The following is a 19,679-nucleotide window of genomic DNA, read 5'->3' as shown; positions in this document are numbered from 1 at the left end:
CTGGGAAAACTCACGCCCATCGAATATGAAACAATCAACCGGACCGCGCTCACAGCGGCCTAAGACCCCGAGTCAACAAAAGCCGGGGCAGTCCCTGATGAGAGACAGAACGCTGTCGGGCCTTACCCTGATCGGCCAGGTAGGTGGGAACCCCAGGGAAGCCGCATCAGCATCGTGCCAAGTCGCTAAATCCCCTGGTAGCCAATCGTCTAAATTCCGCATCAGCTGCACTGTCCGGGAAACCGGCGGGGACTCGGGAGCCGCAGGTAATTTGATCTCGCGCAAGGACCTTACCCAAGTGACGCGGCCCTCCAACCCCTTTACGCAGGTCTTCAAGTAGGTCAGGATGCAGGCCTTTTGATTCTTTCGTTCCAAAACAATTGTCGTTGGACACCCAAACAGTTTCCCCGTGCATTGAGACTCGGGCCGCCTCTAGCACCGAGAACCAATGAACGGTGTCCCGGTACCCGTTACCGGCATTATTGAACGGCCGAACCCGCATGGCCGCTCTCGAGGCGATGTCATCATGCGTCGGGTTTGGGGTTTCGAGGATCACGATGCCATCGTCTTGAAGCTCGGCGAACTTCGAATCCAAAATGTCCTCAGCCATGGAAGCCCGCATTGCCGCGGCGTGCTCAAGTGTCGTGGCGATCGAGTCCGGACCGCGTTTCGCCAGTGCGCGAATCTTCTCAACGTCCGCATCGGCAACAGCTTTGATCCGCTGAGCAATCTCGATTACGACGATCTTTGGCACAGCTACTGTGACGTGTCCCGCCTTTATTGCTGAGCGCAGGTCTTCCCACACCAGGTCTTTACGCTCTGGATCCGCCATCAGCACATTTGCGTCGAGGATTATTTGCACACGGTCCAGCATGGCGCTTCCCACTCCCGGATGGTGCCCGTTAGCCGGTCGTCCACCGGATGTCTCCCTGCAGTCTTGAGCCCCTGTTCAGATCCGCGTGATTCCGCCCCCGCCGGATTCCCGTATACCCTGCCCGACTAAATGCCCGCTGAAGGCCCCATAACTGCAATTCCGGGCCAATGAGAGCCGTCTCAGGAAAGGATCCTTTGTCAGGACGGGTCGGGTGACATTCGGAGGTGTGTCCAAGCTCCCGGATTTCCGGTAGCTCAGGAACCATGTGCCTTGTCTCAGCAATGTGTCTCACATGGACTATTCTCAACAAAAGGGAATTTGACCTTTGATGATCATTGAGGAGTCGGCGTGGGAAGTATCGGATATGCCAGGGTCAGCACGGTGGACCAGAATGCGGATCTGCAGCATGCTGCATTGAAGGCCGCGGGCTGCAAGCGGATCTTTACCGACCACGGTGTGAGCGGAACGAGAGCCAACCGACCCGAGCTGGACAAGATGTTGGATCATCTGCGGGACGGTGACGAGGTCGTGGTCTGGAAGTTGGACCGGCTGGGACGTAACACCCGCAATCTGCTGGCTCTCATCGATGATCTGGAACACCGGGGGGTGCACTTCCGCAGTGTCACCGAAGGCATCAGCACTGGGACGATGGGTAGGGCAATGCTCACCGTCATGTCCGCGTTCGCCCAGCTCGAGCGCGATCAGCTGGCCGAGCGGACCAGGGCTGGTATGGCCGCGGCTGCCGAACATGGCCGCAAGGCCGGACGGCGGGAAGTCACTGCCGCTCATTCGAAGGTCAAGCGAGCCCGTGATCTGAAAGCGCAGGGGCTCACGCCGGCCGACATCGGGAAGATCATCGGGACCAGCCGTGCCACCGTGTATCGGTATTTGAGCATGGAAAGCAATGAGCTGCCCTGACGAGGGCCGAGGCGATGCTTGGAACGGCCGGGACAGGAACCTGCCGTGATTTGGGTACCTGCGGGTCCTTTACCGTACCGGCGATATCCGCTGCGCAAGGATCCTCTCCCGCCGATACAGTTCAAACTGTAGGCTCCGTGCATGACAGACAAGATTCATTGGCTGGTTCCGCCCCCATCCGTAGGTCTTTCCGGGGACGAGAAATTTACTGGAATGGAAGGAACGACTGTCCGAGATTTTTGGCAGTTCGCCCTCGGGGACTTGCGGATGAACAACGCACGCGGATATCTTGCCGAGTTCCTCGTTGGCAAAGCACTCGGTATCGAAAACCTGAAGCGCATCGAATGGGACTCCTACGATTTACTCTTCGGTGACATCAGCATTGAGATCAAATCATCGGCCTATCTGCAGTCCTGGGAGCAGAAGAGACCCAGCGTCCTGTCGTTCTCTGGCTTACAGGGGACCCGCTATCACCCGCGCGCACCGGGAAACGGCTTGGATCCGTCAGGAAGACGCTTTAACGCGATGGTCTATGTCTTTTGCGCACACACCGAGACCGAGCACGCCAAGTATGACCAGCTGAACGTTGGCCAGTGGGAGTTCCACGTTGTACCCCGCAGCGTTTTAGCTGCAACTGGGCTGAAGAGCCTGGGAATCGCCAAAGTTCGCGAACTCTCCGGTGGTCCGACCCCTTGGGCCGACCTTGCGTCTCGGGTCTCCGCGGCTGCCGCGGACCAACGACGGGATGATGACTCACCGTGGTGGACTCAATAGATCCGCCGCTGCCCGACTGGCCAGCGAAGAACTGATAGTGGAAGCCGAGGTCAGCAGCTGCGGGGTTCAATAGCCGGTGTGCGCAGGACGACCGTGGGGCCCGCGGGTCGTGGCCGACGTCGGCGCGCACGAAGACCTGTCCATGTAGTCTCGTTCCGTTACTGAGACCCTAGGAGGCATGTGTGGTTCGAGCGGAGAACGGGACGCTCGCGGGTGTTCTGGAGGGCAAGAAGCAGTACCAGGTCCCGCTCTACCAACGCGTGTACTCGTGGGGAAAGAAGCAGCTCGAGCAACTGTGGGGGGACGTGGTCGAGTTGGAGCGCATTCGTAGTGACGACCCGAAGGCCTCGCACTTCATCGGCTCCCTCGTACTGGCGAGCAGTCCTGACTTTGGCGCCATCGGCGTCAACAAGTTCCTTGTCGTGGACGGCCAGCAGCGCCTGACAACGCTGACTCTCCTGTTGGCTGCCCTCCGCGACCATTTGATCGAGGTTGGGGAGACCGAGCGGGCGGACGGCATTGACGCGCAGTACCTGATTAACGTCTTTGACCGCGGCAGGCCGCTTAAGGTTATGCCGACCCAGACAGATCGGCCCGCATACATGGCGGTGCTCAATCGTGCCCCGCAGGCTGGCGGGGAGGATGCTGTTGGCGACGCGTACCGGTTCTTCCGCTCCAAGATCGCAGCGGCCGATGACCCGGATGATCCTCATGACTTGGAACTCCTCGAAGCCGCCGTCGTACGCGGTCTCGCGCTCGTGGTTGTCACGGCGGAGCCGTCCGACAACGCACACCGCATCTTCGAGTCGCTGAACAACACTGGCCTCCGGCTGACGCAAAGTGACCTGCTCAAGAACTATCTGTTCATGCGGCTCGGTGATCGTGCAGATATGGTCTACGAGAACATCTGGCTTCCACTGGAGAGGAAACTCGATTCTGAGAACCTCGAGCTGTTGTTTTGGCTCGACCTCGCCCAGCGCGACGAACGGGCCAAGCAGTCGGACACCTACGTCGGACAGCAACGCCGACTCGAGGGTCTAAAGACCACCGACGAGGTCGAGGCTGAGGTGATTCGTATCGCCAAGCTGGGTGACGTGCTGGCGACGATCCTTGAGCCTGCGGGGGAGAAGCAGGCAGAGATCCGCCGTCGCCTCATCAGGATCAGAGCCTGGGGATCGACGACCGCATATCCGGTGGTGATGCAAATCCTCGCCCGACGCGCCGCCGGCACCGCCGCTGATGATGAAGTTGTGCGCGCGCTGACATACCTGGAGTCGTACTTCGTGCGCCGCATCGTAATCGGGCGAGCCACAGCAAACCTGAACCGGACGCTGCTTCAGGCGGTCGGTGCAGTCAGCGATGCGGACCACATCGACGTCGGGCTGCGCGAATACTTGTCCCGCGGCCGCAAACACTTCGCAACCGACCTCCAGGTTCGTGAGGCTGCCAAGACGATCGCGTTCTACTGGCAGGGCCGCGGGCCGCAAAAAAAGCTCATCCTGCAGTGGCTCGAAGAGGCCTACCGCCCGAAGGAGATCGTCGCCCTCGACCCGCGGCATCTGACAATCGAGCATGTGTTGCCACAGACCATGACTGAGTCCGTGCGCGAGACGTTCGCAGCGGGTTTCAGCGCCGACTCGGACATCGACTACGAACATGAGCGCGTCGTTCATACGCTCGGAAACCTCACCCTGAGCGGGTACAACAGTGAACTCAGCAACAAGCCCTTCGAAGAGAAGCGCGAGATGCTGGCCAAAAGCGGCGTATCGATGAACGGGGCGATCGCTGCGCACGCTAAGTGGGGTATCGAAGAAATCGACGCCCGGAGCGCTGAATTAGCAGAAAAGATCATCGAGTTGTGGCCAGGCCCGGACGAGAGCGTCATCGCAATCGGCGACGAACCGTCAGCGCTGCGCAGCCAAATCGCTGCTATCGTCGCCGAAATCCCCGCAGGGCGCTGGACTTCGTACGGCGACGTTGCAATCGTGGCCGGAACCTGGGCCCAGCCCCTGGCTGCGATCATCGCGAACTTCCCGATGGCTAACGCTTGGCGGGTCCTGCAGAGCGGCGGGACCATCTCGCCTGGGTTCCGATGGACCGAGGCTGACCGCAACGACGACCCGCGTGCAGTACTTGAGGAAGAGGGGCTCCGGTTCAACGAAGAAGGCCGCGCGGATCCCGGGCAGTTTATCGGTGCAGAGGAGCTTGCGGGAGCCGCAGGCCTCGACGTTGACGAGGACGTGATCGCCGCACGCCGCAAGAAGATCGAGCCACCTTCCAGAACAGGAAACAGGGTGTCCGTGAAGGACGCCCAGCTGGCATTCTTCGAGCGTGTACGAAACCACGGCCTAGCGAACGCGACCAACATCAGTACCTGGCGCAAGCCCGCCCCACAGAACTGGTACGACGTCAGCATTGGAGACTCCCGTGCTGTGATCTCCCTCCAAGCCAACTCGCAGAAGAAGCTAGTCACAACGATCTTCTGGATCAACTACGACAAGGACCTCTACGCGAAGTTGTTGGCCCAGCGCGACGCCATCGAGGCCGATCTCGGTTTCGGACTCGAGTGGGACGACAAGCCCGAACGCAAGGCATCCAAGCTCGTCATCAGCCGTTCTGGCGACTTCTTAGACGAGGCGCAGTCGCCAGAACTTGTCGAGTGGCTCGTGACTATGGGAGATACGTTCGCGGGGGTCTTGTCGAAGTACCTGTGACGGCTTTTACCCACCCTTGAAAGTAGAAGAGCGTGCGGAGTTGATCATTTTCCTCATGGGCTGCTCCGATGTGTCTACTAACTAACAGTGAATTCGCCGATTTGATCAGAAGGTTCCGAGACATAGTTACAGGAATCGCCCGCCGCCGACGAACCCACACCGTTCAGCGAAAATTGGAGCTGGCCGCCGCAGCGATTACCGTGTCGATGAGACGCCTCGTATCCCAAGGCTTTCGAGACAATCGGGTTATGTGACACGTTCGTTGCTGTCAGTTGGGTGCGGCATTCGCAAGTGCCGAGCGACCTCCGGGTTGTGCGAGCTTACGCAACAGCCGAGCGACCTCCGGGGTCATGGAGTAGCGCTCACCGTCCCAATCCCAGATGTAGTGCCAAGAACCACCCTTAGGGGTGGTGTACACGGGAAGGCCCGCGCGACGGATCGCCTTCCCCACGCCACCGAGAAGGCCAGCCACCCCCGCCTTGCCTTTCGGGTGGTTGATTCCGTTGGCGATTACTTCTGGAAGGAAGTGCGCGGTCTCGTCACCGGTCGCTCGTGCCATGTAACGGAGAACTGACTGTCCCGGCCCCGAGATCTCATCCCAAAGAGTCGCGGCGATTGCTGGAGCTTCGTCGGTCACAACCCAGGAGGGGACGATCCCTGACGGCAGCTGTGTGGGCGCATCGGGGTTAGGGACGTCGGCGATGAATTCTCCGAAGCGGATGTAAAAGTCCTCGACGCGGTGGTCGGGGACGTGGACCGTAATCGGAATAATCATAAGAACTCTCCAAGGGAGGTTGTAACCGGGGTTGACGTTCTGAGTTTGACTTCCGAAAACTCCAAAGTCAAGAGGGGTTGTAACCCTGCTTGCGCATCCCGCCCGATCAGATGACCGGGATGTGCCCCAACTTCAACACCTCGCCGTCTCGCAACCCTTGGGATACGAGACGCGTTGCTTCAAGCTGCCGCCGGGCTAATGCTCGTTATAGCCAGGGAGGCCAGGTCGAACACAGCGTGGCAGTCCTCGGTCTCTAACTCTGCGAAGTTCGAACATGGGACTGCTATATGAGAGCTGGGCCATTATTGGGTTGGGATTCGGAAATGGGCGGCCTTTTGGCCCTATTCCCCGAACTCGCCCTCGGGCGGTCGGTGTTTGCCGGCGCCTCGTTTTGTCTCGGGCTTGGCGGCGCTTAGCCTTCGCCTTGACGCTGCATAGGAACCGTTCGGGTGGTCTTTGTGGTGGAAAGCACACCTTCGGCTTCACCGATAGTGCCATTTACATCAGCCAGCTTAACGAAATCCGATTTGAAGACGTCGTAGTATACGCCGAAGAGCCTGCGGAGGACCGTAAGGAAGTTCACGGACAGGTGAACGAGCGCGAAAACTAGCAGTGCGGTTACGACCAAGTGAGCCCAGTCCGGGCGAAGCGCTCGAGGGGCCGCCAAGCTTGCGGCTAAGGTCACTGCTATGCCTAGGGCCAGCCCGGCGCAGTACAAGCAAGCAACTGCCGTCTCGCTGGTTAGCAGGCTCATTTTGCGTTTCAGCTTGAGTTGTTCAGACTCACTGATCTTGATCCGGAGATTTGCCAGGAAGATGAACCCAGTGACCATCGCGCCCGCTAACAGCCCGGTGGCAGTAAGAAGCGCTGTCGCTCCGCCCCTATCAAGTTTGTATCCCAGCGCGACGCCGAGGCCTGAGAAGACCAGGGGTACTACGAAAAGAACGAACTTTGATGACAGAGTGATCTTGGCGCTGCCAGACGGCCGGAGAGCTTCAAAATGCTTGACCAGGATTGGCTTGAGGCTGAATCTCGATAGGTCCGGCATTGCACACCTCCAGGTTGTAGCTAAATAGCTTTGGGGAACCAAGCTCCATATGGTTGAACACCGACTTCGTTCAAAACTGAAAACGCCGTCGAAGCTATCCCGTCAAGAAAATCCTCCTCTTGGGGTCTGACAGTATCGCTAAGGCGGTAGACAAACCGTGGCCAGCCGTGGCTTACATCCAGTATCCTCTTTTGGCCATCTTGTACGGTAACGATTTTCTCTTCGTCGAAATCGTTGTCGTTGTAGGCTTTGAGCCCTACCAGTCCGACCAGCTTCAGAGGCTGCTTGCCCCGCCCCACGACCGTCTTTAGCGCCGACACGACGCGTCCGGCAAGCTTGCTGCCCGGTTCGACCCCCACGAACATCCGGATGCCGGAAACGCCTGCCGAGTCGTCAAAGTCGAAGTTAGTACGGTCCACCGACCCCTTGGTGACCAATTCGACGCCGTTGATTCCGACATCTGTGCGGCCCAAGTAGTCACTCCAAGCGACTCCGTCAGCGATCTCTTTCTCAAGATGGATCTTGAGGTTTTGCCGCCCAAGTCCGAGATTGAGCTGATTTACGAACGGGGCGAGGAGGCTGGCGTTACTCTGCACTTCTGAGATGATAAGCCCCCACTGCTCTGCTGGCGGAACAATGAGAACCAACCGGGACCCTCGAAGGATGGCCTCCTCTGGGAGGATGTCCTTCGTCTTCTTGCCGGTATTCACATCTACGGCTCGGGCGGCCGAGCCGTAGTCCCCGCCCGAGGCCTCGGCTACGATTCCCCAGTTACTCGCCCGCTGAGAGTCAACGGTGAAGAACGTCGACTTGCGATCATCCGCCTCGCCCTGATCCACCATCCCCTTAAGTACGTCACCTATGACCGTCAGAAGGGACCCATTGACGCTCTGGTCGTCGAAGTTCAGGATCTCCTTCGGCCTTCCCTTCCGGGCCAACTGGAACAGAGATATGCGGTACCCGTAGGCGCTCAAATACTTCCCCAATCATTCAGAAATCAACATTCGCTAGCCTAATCTTTGCATCGTCCTTGAGTACTTACCGCCGGGCGCACGTTGCATGGATAAATATCGAGGCTATGCGCGGGGCGCGGCTCCGTTGGTCATGAGGTAGAGAAATTCGTCGTTCGGCTCGGACCCCCAGCTGGAATCCGGAGCACCGGGTTGGCGCGGCACTCGACAAGAGTGCCACGGCGGTGTCGAGTATGGAGGTGCCAAGCGGGACTCAGCCCTCAACTGTGGCGGAGCGTGGACTTTCACCCGGAGTGGATCTGGGATTCGTTGTTGTTCGTCGCGACAATTTCGTTGGCGCGATCGAAGACCAGCGCCCGTAAAGGTTGACCTTTTGCTGTGCCCAGGTGGGCGCGGGGAGACGCTTACTGTTCGCTGCTGCTTCCAGTCTGCTCGGTCGCTGCGCTCTCACGCGAGGCACGGTTCGTCGACTTCCGCCGGCGCCCAGCGGCGCCCGATTCGAGGCCGAGCTTCTTTAGTTCTTCGGGGCTCCACCCGTCCTTCGTGGCGCGCACGTAGGCGCGTTTGTCTTGATACGCTCAAGTCAGATTCAAGCACTCGCTCGGAAATCCGTATTGCCAAATTGGTTCGATACAATATAACGTTATGAACCGATTTTACCGCTCCGGCCTTATCGAAATGGTTGGTTGGCGTTTCCAGGCGCCTGCTCACGAAGCCTACGCCCGCTTCAACTCGGCCGGTTCCGACGCTTGGAAGACATTAGTCCAGCGCCCGAATCTCGGGTTCCATTGTCTCTTCACGCCTGCATGTCCTGTCGACACAATCAACGTTTCGCAAGCCGGATGAGATTTGTTTTACGCGCGCATCCCGCACATGTTTATTTGATCTTCCTATTCTCGTCATTGCTGTTCAGTTCGATATATCTCTTCGGAATAATGATCCAGCCTGTCGAACTTGAAAGTATCGTATCGACGTATGTCACGGCAGGGTGTACCGTTTTGCTGCTGACCCAGGTCGTATGGGGCCCGATGGTTCACCTACTCAGGCAGTCGCGGCTGCCGAACGTCACGGTGCCTTTGTGCGTGGGCGGAGTCACTTTCGCTTTGGCTTTCGTCTCCGGGGTAGTGGAGCGCTTCCTTGTTGGTGGGCCGGCCGCCTCCATGCTGCTGGGCTGCTACTTCGTCTCGGTTGCACTGGTCGGAGGTACCGTCATCGCGGTTTGGAAATTCGGTTCATTGCCTGACTAGGATGGCGCTCCGCTCATCCCTGTCGTAGTGAGCCGCACACGTGGTGCCTCGTTAATGACATCTATGTTCGCTCGGTCTTCATCGGAGGTTCCCAGCCACGCACCCCGCAACATACTCCGCATCCACGCCCACTCCGCCGACAATCGATGAGTAGTGCCCCGTCAGCCACGGCAGCCCGACCACGTAAAGGCCCACACATTCGGTGACGCCGCGGACTTGTCGCGGGTAGCTCCATGCATCCAGAACAGGAATGTCCACAAAACCAAGGTCGAGCTTGTAGCCGGTGGCCCACAGGACCGTGGTGATGTTCTCGCCGGCCAGGTTCAGCAGAGCAGGCGAGGAAACCGGTAGCCAGTCGTCCGCGGGCGCCGGCGGGTGTTCGGGCGCGTCGATTCCCGCGGCGGCGATGTAGGCGTCGAGCGCCCGCCCCATGCGCTGGCCGAACCCGGCCTCGACTGTTGCCAAGCGTTCGGGGAGGTCGTCCGTGAAGGTGAGTTCGCCGTCGTCGGCTGCTTCCAGGTGCCCGTGCAGCCGTACGCCGTTACGGCCGAGCTCGCGGAGGTGGATGTCGTGGCCGCCGTCGGTGCCGGAGAGCAGGGGGTTGCAGGCGAACCGTGCGGCGGGGGAGGGCAGTTGCCCGACCGTCAGGGCGTTGACCCCGTACTCGGGTCCGTGGATTCCGGCTTGCAGGATCCAATAGATGATGTCGTGCCCGCGATACCGGCGCGGCGCCTCCGGACACATCGACACCGCCAGATGAACCTCACGCCCGGCCGCGAGCAGGTCTTCCGCGATCTGCCCGCCTGACTGCCCGGTCCCGACAATCAGCACGGCGCCGTCGGGCAATTGCTCCGGATTGCGATAGTCGTGCGTGTGAAGCTGCAGGACATTCCCGGGAAGTCCGGAGGCCAGGGGTGGGATCTTCGGTATCTGGTAGGCGCCGGTCGCCAGCGTGCCCGCCAGCCGCCGTCGGACGTTTCGACGCTGAAGCCGCCATCCGACGTCGAGATCCGCGTGACGTCGGTGCCGGTCCGGACCGGGGCGCCGATCCTCCGCGCATAGTCGCGGAAGTAGTCCACGGCGTCGTCACGCGCCATGAACGCCTCCGGCTCCGACCCCGTATACGGCATGCCCGGCAAGTCCAGCGAGAAGTTCGGGGTGTTCAGCACGAACGCATCCCAGCGATCCTGCCACGCGCCACCCAGCGCGGCTCGCCGTTCAAGGACCACGTGCTCGACGCCGGCCCGGCTAAGGAAGTAGCTCGTGGCAAGTCCCGCTTGGCCTCCACCGACTACAAGCGTGTCGATTTCGAGGGGGCGGTTCTGTTGTACGGCTCTGTTCTGTTGTACGGCTCTGGGCGGGTCAGTCTCCATGAGCGATCCTTCCGGTCCCTTGGCAGAACTTTACGCTCAGTGGTCCGGGTGCGGGAGGTGCGGGCCTCAGCCGGAAGTGCAAGGTTTTGTCGAAGAATTGCCCAAGATTCTTCATTCGACCATCCAGCTGGGGCGGCTTATGGGAGCATCGACCTCGGGGCCTTTCCCGTTGGAGGTTGGGGGTAGCGATGTTCGTTCCGAATTCCGGTGATCAGTTCCGAGAAGATGATCTTCCAGCCCAGATTCGTGCACTGCGGATGCCGCGTTGGGCTGGTGCGGTCCTCGGCGCGGGCCTCGTGGTGATCGCAGTGGCAGCGGTCGCCGGCTCGATTCTCGTCAACGAGAGCGACGGGACGATCATCCCGTTTTGGGTCGAGGCGCTCATCCTAGCGGGAGCAGTAATTTCGGCGATCTCGGGCGCCGTCCTGCTCTGGCATGCGGGGGAGTGGGTCACGCTCACGCGGGACGAGGCGATCGTGACGAGGGCATTCGTTGTCCAGGTCCGGGTCGGACGCATGCAGATTGAAGACTTCCATGCCTACCTCCACCAGTACCCCGCTCGCGGGGGAGTCCAGTACCGCATGGTGCCGACCTTCACGACCAAGGACGGGTACGACCGGCTCCGGGATCTGCCGCTGCCATTCCTGTTTTACTGGAATCCGGTCGGCGGCACGGAAGCTCCCCTGCCGCCGCGTGCCGCGTACATTGAGGCCTGGACCCGAGCGGGCAGCGGCCCGTACTCGAGAGTCATTCCCGCCGGCGCCGTACCCTACACGCTCTCGATGCACCGGCAGGCCGTGCGGACAGGTCTGCAGCGCCGCGCTCGCATGTGGGCGATCCTCCTCCCGGTCGTTTCGATCGGGCTCGGTCTAAGCCTCGGCTTCGGTCTCGGACCTGTCGCCAAGGCCTCGGGCCATAGCCGCACCAGCTTCGACAACCGCAGCTTCGACGCCCAAACGAACCGCACCGGCATCCGCGATCTCGACGACGCGCTCACCCCCGCCGTGACCTCCTTCCAATGGCGTGCGATGGTGTATCCGGCGACCGGCACGAGGGATTTCACCTTCTTCCCGACCATACGGTCCCTGCCGTCGGCGCCTTACACGGTCCGATACTTCATTCGTGACCCTGCGCAGCACGGCACGGACCTCAGCGTTCCGGAGCAGAAATACGGCCGAATCGTCTCGCAAGGGACAATTTCCGTAAAGAACCCCTCGATACAGTTCACGCTCGACCACGATGACAGCACCTTCACGTTCGAGACGCGCGACTCGGATCTCTACAGGAACCTCGCCGCGCTTCCGGCATCGACCCCCACACCGATGGCCACGCGCTGAGACGCGCCTTGCCCAGGCGGAAGTGCCGATGCAATCCTCCTGAATCGGTCCTAGAGTGTTGGCCATGGCTATCGCACGCTTCCCGGTCGTCGTACTCGACTGTCCCGATCCCCAGACCTTGGCCGAGTTCTACAGCGCCCTGCTCGAGTGGAAAATCGAGCGGAACGACGACGACTGGTGGTCAGTCCGCGCCGAGTACGGCGATTCGCTGGCCTTCCAGAAAGTCGACTCCTACAGGGCGCCACAGTGGCCCGGCCAGGACGTCCCGCAGCAGATGCACCTCGACGTCGTAGTCGATGACCTCGACACCGCTGAGGCAGCCGTGCTCGAGCTCGGCGCGACCAAGCACGAACATCAGCCGGGAACGTCATTCCGGGTGTTCCTTGACCCCGCCGGTCATCCTTTTTGCCTCTGCTTGGACTGATTACAACATCGGTCAGGATTGAAGAAGCGGTCAGTGCGGCCTCGGCATAACGTCGAAAGCACGAAGCAACCCACCTCACTGAAGGATCTGCCATGACCGCCATCGAATCAGTCACCCTCGAAGTTCCTGACCCCGCGGCCGCCACCGCTTTCTACGACGCCGCCTTCGGATTGGGCCCGCGGGTGCGCGTGCGGGCCTCGGGCGCTCCCACTGACGGCTTCCGCGGGTTCACGCTGTCGCTCGTAGTGTCACAGCCGTCCACTGTCAGCAGCCTGATCGATTCCGCGGTGGAGGCTGGCGCCACGATGCTGAAGCCGGTCGCGAAGTCATTGTGGGGCATCGGCGGCGTCGTGCAGGCTCCGGATGGCGCGATCTGGAAGGTCGCGACGTCGGCGAAGAAGGACAGCGCTCCGGCCACTCGGGAGGTCGACAAGATCGTGCTCCTGATGGCGGTGGCGGACGTTTCCGCGAGCAAACGGTTCTACGCCGACCGGGGCCTCTCCGTTGGGAAGAGCTTCGGTAAGTACGTCGAGTTCGCGATGCCGTCGAGTCCCGTCCAGCTCGGACTCTACGCGCGCCGAGCCCTCGCCAAGGACGCCGGTGTCTCTCCCGACGGAACAGGATCGCATCGACTCGCGATCGGCAGCGACGCCGGCCCGTTCACCGACCCGGACGGATTCGCGTGGGAGCCCGCGTCAGCGTGAGGCGGGCGATGTCTCGGCTCGTCCAAGGCCCTTGGGGCAATCGGTTCTCCGACCCGGTTCACGAAAGCTGCCGAGGCAGTCAGAAGGGGTCACTCTGGTAGGTGCGAGAATTTGTCCTCACGGGCCGCTCATCGGGATGCTTTCCTTTGGACATACAGGGCAACGGTGAGGCAACGCCCAGGAGAACTATCATTCCGTTAGGTACAAGTGACTGTCAGTAATTTGCCCTAAACAACTCGATCGGCGCGTTCCCAATGCTCCCGCAGCAATGCGCCAAGGCGATCGGGTTCGATCCGGTGCGGGGGATCGAAGTGGTGGCGGTCCGGGAACACTTCGAGGCGGAAGTCCGGGAACACCGTGGACAGCCGCTCGGCAACCTCGCCATAGTCGTCCGGGTTGCTTAGGCCACCGAGCACGAAGAACACTGGCCGGTCGAACGCGGCGAGTCGGGCCCTATCCAGATCGTAAACCTTGAAGTCCCGCAGAAATGCCCTGATCCCCGCCGGCCGCTTGGCCATCCACGGCGGCGGTCCGCCCTCGGGCGGCGGCGGAAGGACGACGTCGGGCTTCACTCCCAGCCTCATGAACGCGGCCATGAACTGCGCAGGGGGAAGCGTCTCCAGCGCTTCATATTCCTTCCAGAGTTTGGCGTGCGCCGGACTCCAGTCCCAACTCCCGGCCCATGCAGGCTCCAGGAGCGTGAGGCTGAGCAGTCGCTGTGGATGCTTGGAAGCGAACGCCAAAGCGGCGGCTCCGCCTCCCGAATAGCCGAGTAGGTGGAACGTCTCCCAGCCGCGGGCATCGGCCTCGCGAAGCACGCCGTCGATTTCGGTGTCCAGGCTCCAGCCCGGCGGCGGCTCGTCGCCATCGTACAGTTCCAGGTCCTTCGCGACGGCGTCCACGTCAGGCCCAAGCGCTTCGATCAGCGCCCCGTACGCGGGTTCGGCGGGAAGGACGCTCCCAGGAAGAAGGACAACCCGAATCGGCTTCATGGCGGAACTCTACGCCGGTTGGTGCGGGAAAGGAGGGCTACTTTCCAGGCGAGAGGACAGTGACCCCGGCGTCAACCGCAGCGGCGAGAAGCTCGCCGTCGTAAGCGATCATCAGATCAGCCTGGAGCCTGATCGCAGTTGCCAGATGGATCGCATCCGCGATCCGCAGGCCGCCAGGAAGGGCGGCCGCGTACATCAGATCGGAACGGGCGATGTCCACAAGATTGATGCCGCTCAGGACGGTATTGACTGGTTCTGCGCCCAGTCCCCGCCGCCGCGCCGCGCAATGAAGCTCGGTGTACAGCAGCATTGACGCGACAAGGCGGTGTCCGTTCAGGGCAGCAGTAGAAAGGTACTCAGCCGCAGTAGCTGATTCCGGTTCGTCGACCAGAAGCTTGAGGATCGCCGAGGTTTCCACATACGTGATCACCGATCACCACGCAGATCGGCCAGCATGTCCGAGGTGCTCATCTCACTCCGGATGCGCGGCACAAGCCTGAAATCCACAGGACTCTCAGCGGCAGGGCGGACGCCGCCTGACTGCAGCAACCGTTCGAACGGCGACGAGGAAGGCGGGATGAGCGTGGCCGCAATTTCCCCATTATTGGTCACGTCGATGATTTCGCCGTTTTTGACGCGCTCCAGAATCCTGCTGCTGTTGTTGCGGAGTTCGCGGTGCGGGATTGTGGTCATCATGTGCCTCCGTAGCAATCGTAGCACTGCCCGAGACTGCGGTGCGGCGGGTAGTTTGCACAGGCCGCAGGAGACGCGCTTGGCGGCGCGCGGCCGATGAAGTTTTTGACAAATAGTAGCCATCCGCCCAAAGCCCTGTATGCTTGTAGCTGTTGTTGTGTTTGGCATTTGGTAGTTCAGGCAGTTCCCGCGGTCCATCAACCGCGACCTTCTGAAGTAACGGTGGAGAACACCCCACACCGGAGGCCCGACAGTCGGGACAACCTCCACCTTCAGTAAGGAAACTGAAAAAATGGCTACAGGTATCGTCAAGTGGTTCAACTCTGAAAAGGGCTTCGGCTTCATCTCCCCGGAAGATGGCAGCCAGGACGTTTTCGCTCACTACTCTGCAATCAACTCGGGCGGCTACCGCTCCCTCGAAGAGAACCAGAAGGTTTCCTTCGACGTCGAGCAGGGCCCCAAGGGTCCCCAGGCAGTAAACATCCAGGCTCTCTAAGCTTCGGATTTCAAAAAGCAGGGCCGGTCAATGACTGGCCCTGCTTTTTTTGCGCCGCTTTCCGTGTTGTGTGACCACTTCGCGACGCGCAAATTACCGGGGGATGCGCTAGATCCCTGTCGACACCTGAATCCAAGTGTCGACAGGGATTTGGCGTGTCGCCCAGCTTTCCTGGAGCGCTCGGCCCGGGGTTTGGTCGTGTCCCTCTGTGGACGGTCTTCGCCCGGATGTGGGATTCTGCTCAATCACTCGAATGGACAAATTGCCGGGCCCGCGAAATCACGGGACTGGCAACTTCGGCGAAGAGAGTGATCCAGCAGAACCCGGCAGTGTCCCTAGGTTGTCCTGTGTAGCCCTTATTCGCAGGCTATGCCGTTGTTATCCCTGCAGCCTTGTCCGCTGCCGCCTTGTCAGCCGCCGTTTTGTCTGCCGCAGACTTCGCCGCCGCTGCGGCTGCTGCCGCACGTGCATCCGTTACCTTCTTGGACTCCGAGCGTTCCATCCAGAGCAGGACTCCCGCGTCGGACTTGGTGCAAATGAACTCCTTGGGTGGATAGCTCTCCTTTGCGTTTTCCGTCACGCAGGACGCGGACTTTGGCGCGGTCGGTGTCGGTGTTGGCGTAGGAGTCGGCGTTGCCGAGGCGGATGCTGATGCTGATTGCGAAGCGCTGGCCTGCGAAATTGTTGGGCTGGCTCCGCCACACGCGGCAAGGGAGAGCGCCGCGGCTGTTGATGTGACGATGGCGAAGACCTTGAATGCAGCTTTGCGAGATTTCAAAAGGTCGTGCGACGCGTGCTTTATTTCCCCGTTGTTTTCAGGCGCGCGAGTATTCATTTATTGCCCCCATGATTCAGTTTTTGACGCGAATGTCTGAAGATCCTCGCACCCGAAATGCAAGAAAAGAAGAAGTTGTCCACATGGATGAGAGGACCCCTTGGCGGAGCCCTCAACAGCATGGCACGGGATCTTTATTAGAAACTATGTTCGAACAAGAAAAAGAAGATTCGAATAAATATCCACATGCGAGAGGTTCGATCTGGAGGCGGCCACGAAAGCCCCGTAGCGTCGAAAGCAAGAGACCACCATCAGGAGAGCCATGGAGAAACCACCGCCAAACCTCACTTCTTTGGACGCCAGGGGAACACTGAGTTTTCATCGGCGCACACGTAGATGCGAAACAAAACCCCACGTCGGCACACGTAGACGCCTCCCCGCGCACACTGAGTTTCGCCAAAACACCACTTAGATGGCAGTACCGGACTTTACGGTTGCCCTTGGAACGAGGTTCGTCAGCGCACCCGGGGGATTCCGTGGGAGTGGCTGGATGTCCGCCTGCCAAAGCCCGGCTTCGGGCAGGAAACAGTTGAATCGTCTGGACCTCGCACCGCCTAGGGACCGGATAGTGCTGGATCAGCGCGTCAGAGAAAGTTGGATCGCGAGTGTTCGATCAGGAAGTTCGGCGAACGCTGGACTACGTTGCTCGCGGAATGATGGTTCGAATTGTGGGCGCGCCTGGCAGCGGGCGTACGAGTGTTGTGCAGAAGGCTATTGCCGACCTCGAAAATACCGGAGCGACGGTCTACTCCATTTCGGGACTCCGCTCACATCGCGGAATACCATTTGGCGGAATACATAGCCTGAGCCTGGATATTCGAATAGGCCAACTGGGAGTTCTAGGTGTGGCGGACACCTTGGCAAGCCGGCTCTCCACGCCAGGGGAGCGCGTCCTTGTAGTCGACGACCTTGAGTTCGTCGACACCGAGACGGTAGCGGTTCTCGACGCCGTCCGGCGTCGGACAAAACGGCCCATGATCGTCACCATGAGCGAGTCTTCCATCTACTCGATGGCACAACGTGCGATGCTCAGCCCGGGTTCGGAAGCCAGGGTTCACCTGAATCCGCTTCGCTACGAGCAGGTGAACGTGCTCCTCACCGAGACTCTGGGAGCTCCTGCGGACACAGACACCACCGCCCGGATCCTGACGAAATCTGCAGGGAACCCCCGGCTTGTGGTTCGCATCGCTGAAACTGCATCCCTCAGTGGCTTGATTGTCCTTCGCCATGGTCAGTGGCACATGACAGGCGACACTTTGTGGAATGACCACCTCCATGGCACGGTGGAATCCCTCCTGGAAGGACTTGAACCCGACGAACTCACAGGCCTTCAGGCCATGGCCATCGCCGGGACCACGCCCCTCGATGTGCTGCAACAGGTAGTCCATTCCGACGTTCTCGACAGGCTCGAACAGCGCGGCCTGATTTCCGTCATAGAGGATCTCCACAACACTGTCTGCGCTGTGATTACCCCGCCGCTCCTGGCCGACTATTTCCGTGGCCAAAGGGTGCTCACAAGCAGGCAGGTCCTGAAGAGTCGAATCACGCGAGCCCTCAGTGCTTTGCCGCAGGACCCCCACGTTGACGTCAACTCGGCTGATTCGCTGATGCGGGTTCTGGCCGCGCTGCGCCTCGAACGGAGCTCCGACGACGCAGCTACTGCACGCCATTTTCAGGAGCAGATCTCCGTTCTGGAGCGTCAGCGCTACGATCTGTGGGATGCCGACAGATCAGTGCCGAATGCCGTGGCGCTTCTGAGCGTTTATTGGGGGTCGCCTATTGACGCCTCGAGAATTGAGCGCGTGCTTGCGCAGACTTTGACCGCGGAGGGAGAACCGTGCGATCTCCTGTTCCTGGCCTTTACCAAAGCACTTTGGGCGATCCATAAAGGCAAAGGACTGGATTCTGCAGCCGGCATCCTCAGGAGCTTCGGGAAGGAACGTCCCGAATGGGCCGCAGAAGCCGAAGCCGCGGAACTTTTCCTCATGGCGTCTTACGATCGAATGCCCGAGAACCTCGACGAAATCTTCGCGCAGCTACGCGATCGTCACCCGGAAAGCGGTGTCATATCCAGCATCCGAGGCATTCTGGAACTCTACCGATTCAACCCTTCTGCCGCGCTCAAAGCCATCGACACTTCAGCCGGATTGAGGGGCATTCCCGGAATCGAACCGTTCATCCGCGGAATGGCATTGTTCAGCTCGGGGCGGAGTGAGGAGGCAATTGTCTTTGCGCTTGACCAGCGCGCAGAAGCCCGCCGTAACCTTGACCAATTCGGGATGGTTTCCAATACCTATGTGGCTGCCCAAGCCCTGATCTACCGCGGCTATTTCGACGACGCCGAGTACCTCATGGGCAGCATCTTTGCCATGGGGCGGCCCGGCTTCCTGGTGGCTTCCCTCCACGACGCCATGCTCAGGCTCGCTGGACTGAGGACGGCGACGTCCGCGATCTTGCCCGCAGCTACCCTTGCAACTCAGGCGCGGCGCGAAGCTGAAGACATTGGACCGCTCCCCGGGACCGCTAGGGGAGTGTACGAACTCGTCGCCGCGCGGCCCCTCATCCCCGCGGTATTCGACGGGAAGGCCGCGAAACTCATTCAACGGCAGCTCGAACGCGGCTATGTTCTGGAGGCGATCTATTCCGCATTGTTCTTCACGTGCCTGCTCCCTGGCCGCAACGTTCTCGATCTGCTTCGGCAGACCTTGAAAGAGCACGGCTCCACCTCGTCGCATGATCAGCTTTTGGCAATTGCTGGTGCGGTTGTGGAGGACGACCACCAAATGCTGGGCATGCTGCTCGAGCATTACGAGCCGGACGCCGATTTCTATCAGGTACGGATGCTTCTCCGCGGTGCATTCAAGCGGTATGCATTCGTGGACAACACCATCGGTGCGGCCGCGATGGACCGGGCGTACTCCATGTTCGCGACACGGTTTCCCTCGGCGGATGAGCCCATCGCGTTTAGTTCGGGAAGCTATTCGCCCCTGACAGTCCGGGAAATCGAGATAGCATCCCTCGCCGGTCATCGATCCAACCCCGAGATCGCCGAGCACCTGGGAATCAGTATCAGGACCGTGGAAAGCCACATCTCCAACGCGTTGCGCAAAACGGGAAGCCCGTCCCGCACCGCACTCTTTGACCTTGTCCGGGATTCGTCTCCGTTCCGCGAGAAGCGGCTTTCCGAGTGAGCGGCATGCGGGCTTCGATCTAGAACGTTCCACTTTCCTGCTTGAAGACGAAGGAATGCGTAACGGTCAGCTGCTCCGGAACTGTGTGGGAGATGAGGACGACTACTTTGTGCTGTGCCCACTCGCCGAGCTCGTCGATCAAGGCCTCGATGCCTCGAACGTCCATACCGTTGAAAGGTTCATCGATGGCGACCACAGGGGTATCGGCGACAGTGCACATGAGCAGCCAGAGTTTGCGGATATTGCCTGTCGACAGCATGGAGACGGGCTGCTCCCCCAGTCCTCCAATCCGTATCTGGCCAGTCGGGTGAGC

Annotated in this window: 19 protein-coding genes and 1 pseudogene; 9 read left to right on the top strand and 11 right to left on the bottom strand. The window is 60.4% G+C overall.

Annotated features, from left to right (window positions below):
- Positions 1–166 precede the first annotated feature (166 nt).
- Positions 167–874 carry a PIN domain-containing protein gene (locus tag AB0323_RS04245; RefSeq protein WP_366176245.1) on the bottom strand — a complete coding sequence of 236 codons (708 nt, stop codon included), beginning with the start codon at positions 872–874 and terminating at the stop codon, positions 167–169.
- 348 nt (positions 875–1,222) lie between these two features.
- Here AB0323_RS04245 and AB0323_RS04240 point away from each other — a divergent pair, with 348 nt between their 5' ends.
- The 3 genes from AB0323_RS04240 (at position 1,223) to AB0323_RS04230 (ending at position 5,280) form a co-directional block, all read left to right on the top strand.
- Entirely contained in the window at positions 1,223–1,792 is a 570-nt protein-coding gene (locus AB0323_RS04240; protein ID WP_366176244.1) for a recombinase family protein, read from the top strand.
- Positions 1,793–1,933: 141 nt separating this feature from the next.
- A complete protein-coding gene (locus tag AB0323_RS04235) occupies positions 1,934–2,566 on the top strand; it encodes a hypothetical protein (protein WP_366176243.1) in 633 nt (210 codons plus the stop codon).
- Between the two features lie 182 nt (positions 2,567–2,748).
- The gene (locus AB0323_RS04230) at positions 2,749–5,280 is read left to right on the top strand and encodes a DUF4268 domain-containing protein (RefSeq protein WP_366176242.1); all 2,532 of its coding nucleotides are present in this window, start codon (positions 2,749–2,751) and stop codon (positions 5,278–5,280) included.
- Between the two features lie 268 nt (positions 5,281–5,548).
- Here the strand turns inward: AB0323_RS04230 and AB0323_RS04225 are convergent, their stop codons facing one another.
- The 3 genes from AB0323_RS04225 to AB0323_RS04215 all read right to left on the bottom strand — a co-directional run bounded on the left by AB0323_RS04225 (position 5,549) and on the right by AB0323_RS04215 (position 8,077).
- A complete protein-coding gene (locus AB0323_RS04225) occupies positions 5,549–6,055 on the bottom strand; it encodes a hypothetical protein (protein WP_366176241.1) in 507 nt (168 codons plus the stop codon).
- 412 nt (positions 6,056–6,467) lie between these two features.
- The gene (locus tag AB0323_RS04220; protein WP_366176240.1) at positions 6,468–7,103 is read right to left on the bottom strand and encodes a hypothetical protein; all 636 of its coding nucleotides are present in this window, start codon (positions 7,101–7,103) and stop codon (positions 6,468–6,470) included.
- A 20-nt stretch (positions 7,104–7,123) separates the two neighbouring features.
- Complete coding sequence (locus AB0323_RS04215; RefSeq protein WP_366176239.1) at positions 7,124–8,077, bottom strand: hypothetical protein; 954 nt, start codon at positions 8,075–8,077, stop codon at positions 7,124–7,126.
- Between the two features lie 1,025 nt (positions 8,078–9,102).
- On the opposite strand from AB0323_RS04215, the gene AB0323_RS04210 reads away from it, so the two are divergent.
- The gene (locus AB0323_RS04210) at positions 9,103–9,321 is read left to right on the top strand and encodes a hypothetical protein (RefSeq protein ID WP_366176238.1); all 219 of its coding nucleotides are present in this window, start codon (positions 9,103–9,105) and stop codon (positions 9,319–9,321) included.
- Between the two features lie 78 nt (positions 9,322–9,399).
- Here the strand turns inward: AB0323_RS04210 and AB0323_RS04205 are convergent, their stop codons facing one another.
- Together AB0323_RS04205 and AB0323_RS04200 are read right to left on the bottom strand one after the other, a co-directional pair.
- The gene (locus AB0323_RS04205) at positions 9,400–10,272 is read right to left on the bottom strand and encodes a SidA/IucD/PvdA family monooxygenase (protein ID WP_366176257.1); all 873 of its coding nucleotides are present in this window, start codon (positions 10,270–10,272) and stop codon (positions 9,400–9,402) included.
- A gap of 59 nt (positions 10,273–10,331) precedes the next feature.
- Positions 10,332–10,694 (bottom strand): annotated as a pseudogene (locus AB0323_RS04200) (NAD(P)-binding protein); the annotation flags it as partial.
- A 257-nt stretch (positions 10,695–10,951) separates the two neighbouring features.
- Between AB0323_RS04200 and AB0323_RS04195 the strand changes: the two are divergent.
- From AB0323_RS04195 to AB0323_RS04185, 3 genes are all read left to right on the top strand, one after another.
- Positions 10,952–12,031: a hypothetical protein gene (locus AB0323_RS04195; protein ID WP_366176237.1), complete on the top strand. Its 1,080-nt coding sequence runs from the start codon at positions 10,952–10,954 to the stop codon at positions 12,029–12,031.
- Between the two features lie 64 nt (positions 12,032–12,095).
- Positions 12,096–12,455 (top strand): VOC family protein, encoded by a 360-nt coding sequence (locus tag AB0323_RS04190; protein ID WP_366176236.1) that lies wholly within the window; start codon positions 12,096–12,098, stop codon positions 12,453–12,455.
- Positions 12,456–12,547: 92 nt separating this feature from the next.
- Positions 12,548–13,159: a glyoxalase gene (locus AB0323_RS04185; protein WP_366176235.1), complete on the top strand. Its 612-nt coding sequence runs from the start codon at positions 12,548–12,550 to the stop codon at positions 13,157–13,159.
- Positions 13,160–13,386: 227 nt separating this feature from the next.
- On the opposite strand, the gene AB0323_RS04180 is transcribed toward AB0323_RS04185, so the two are convergent.
- The 3 genes from AB0323_RS04180 to AB0323_RS04170 are packed head-to-tail and all read right to left on the bottom strand — an operon-like array spanning position 13,387 to position 14,847.
- A complete protein-coding gene (locus AB0323_RS04180) occupies positions 13,387–14,151 on the bottom strand; it encodes an alpha/beta hydrolase (RefSeq protein ID WP_366176234.1) in 765 nt (254 codons plus the stop codon).
- A gap of 37 nt (positions 14,152–14,188) precedes the next feature.
- Positions 14,189–14,581 carry a type II toxin-antitoxin system VapC family toxin gene (locus tag AB0323_RS04175; RefSeq protein WP_366176233.1) on the bottom strand — a complete coding sequence of 131 codons (393 nt, stop codon included), beginning with the start codon at positions 14,579–14,581 and terminating at the stop codon, positions 14,189–14,191.
- A complete protein-coding gene (locus tag AB0323_RS04170; RefSeq protein ID WP_366176232.1) occupies positions 14,578–14,847 on the bottom strand; it encodes a type II toxin-antitoxin system prevent-host-death family antitoxin in 270 nt (89 codons plus the stop codon). Before AB0323_RS04170 ends, AB0323_RS04175 begins: the two co-directional genes overlap by 4 nt.
- Before the next feature lie 289 nt (positions 14,848–15,136).
- Between AB0323_RS04170 and AB0323_RS04165 the strand changes: the two genes are divergently transcribed.
- Positions 15,137–15,340, top strand: coding sequence for a cold-shock protein (locus tag AB0323_RS04165; protein WP_028266315.1), 204 nt, complete (start codon positions 15,137–15,139; stop codon positions 15,338–15,340).
- Positions 15,341–15,707: 367 nt separating this feature from the next.
- Here AB0323_RS04165 and AB0323_RS04160 read toward each other — a convergent pair whose 3' ends face one another.
- Positions 15,708–15,920: a hypothetical protein gene (locus tag AB0323_RS04160; RefSeq protein ID WP_366176231.1), complete on the bottom strand. Its 213-nt coding sequence runs from the start codon at positions 15,918–15,920 to the stop codon at positions 15,708–15,710.
- 1,100 nt (positions 15,921–17,020) lie between these two features.
- Here AB0323_RS04160 and AB0323_RS04155 point away from each other — a divergent pair.
- Positions 17,021–19,366, top strand: a complete 2,346-nt coding sequence (locus AB0323_RS04155; protein WP_366176230.1) for a LuxR C-terminal-related transcriptional regulator — start codon at positions 17,021–17,023, stop codon at positions 19,364–19,366.
- Positions 19,367–19,385: 19 nt separating this feature from the next.
- On the opposite strand, the gene AB0323_RS04150 is transcribed toward AB0323_RS04155, so the two are convergent.
- Positions 19,386–19,625 carry a hypothetical protein gene (locus AB0323_RS04150; protein WP_366176258.1) on the bottom strand — a complete coding sequence of 80 codons (240 nt, stop codon included), beginning with the start codon at positions 19,623–19,625 and terminating at the stop codon, positions 19,386–19,388.
- Between the last annotated feature and the right edge of the window lie 54 nt (positions 19,626–19,679).

Source organism: Arthrobacter sp. NPDC080031 (assembly GCF_040702485.1).
Classification (GTDB): Bacteria; Actinomycetota; Actinomycetes; order Actinomycetales; family Micrococcaceae; genus Arthrobacter.
The sequence above is the reverse complement of the archived record's forward strand: the minus strand, read 5'-3'. Positions and strand labels throughout refer to the sequence as shown.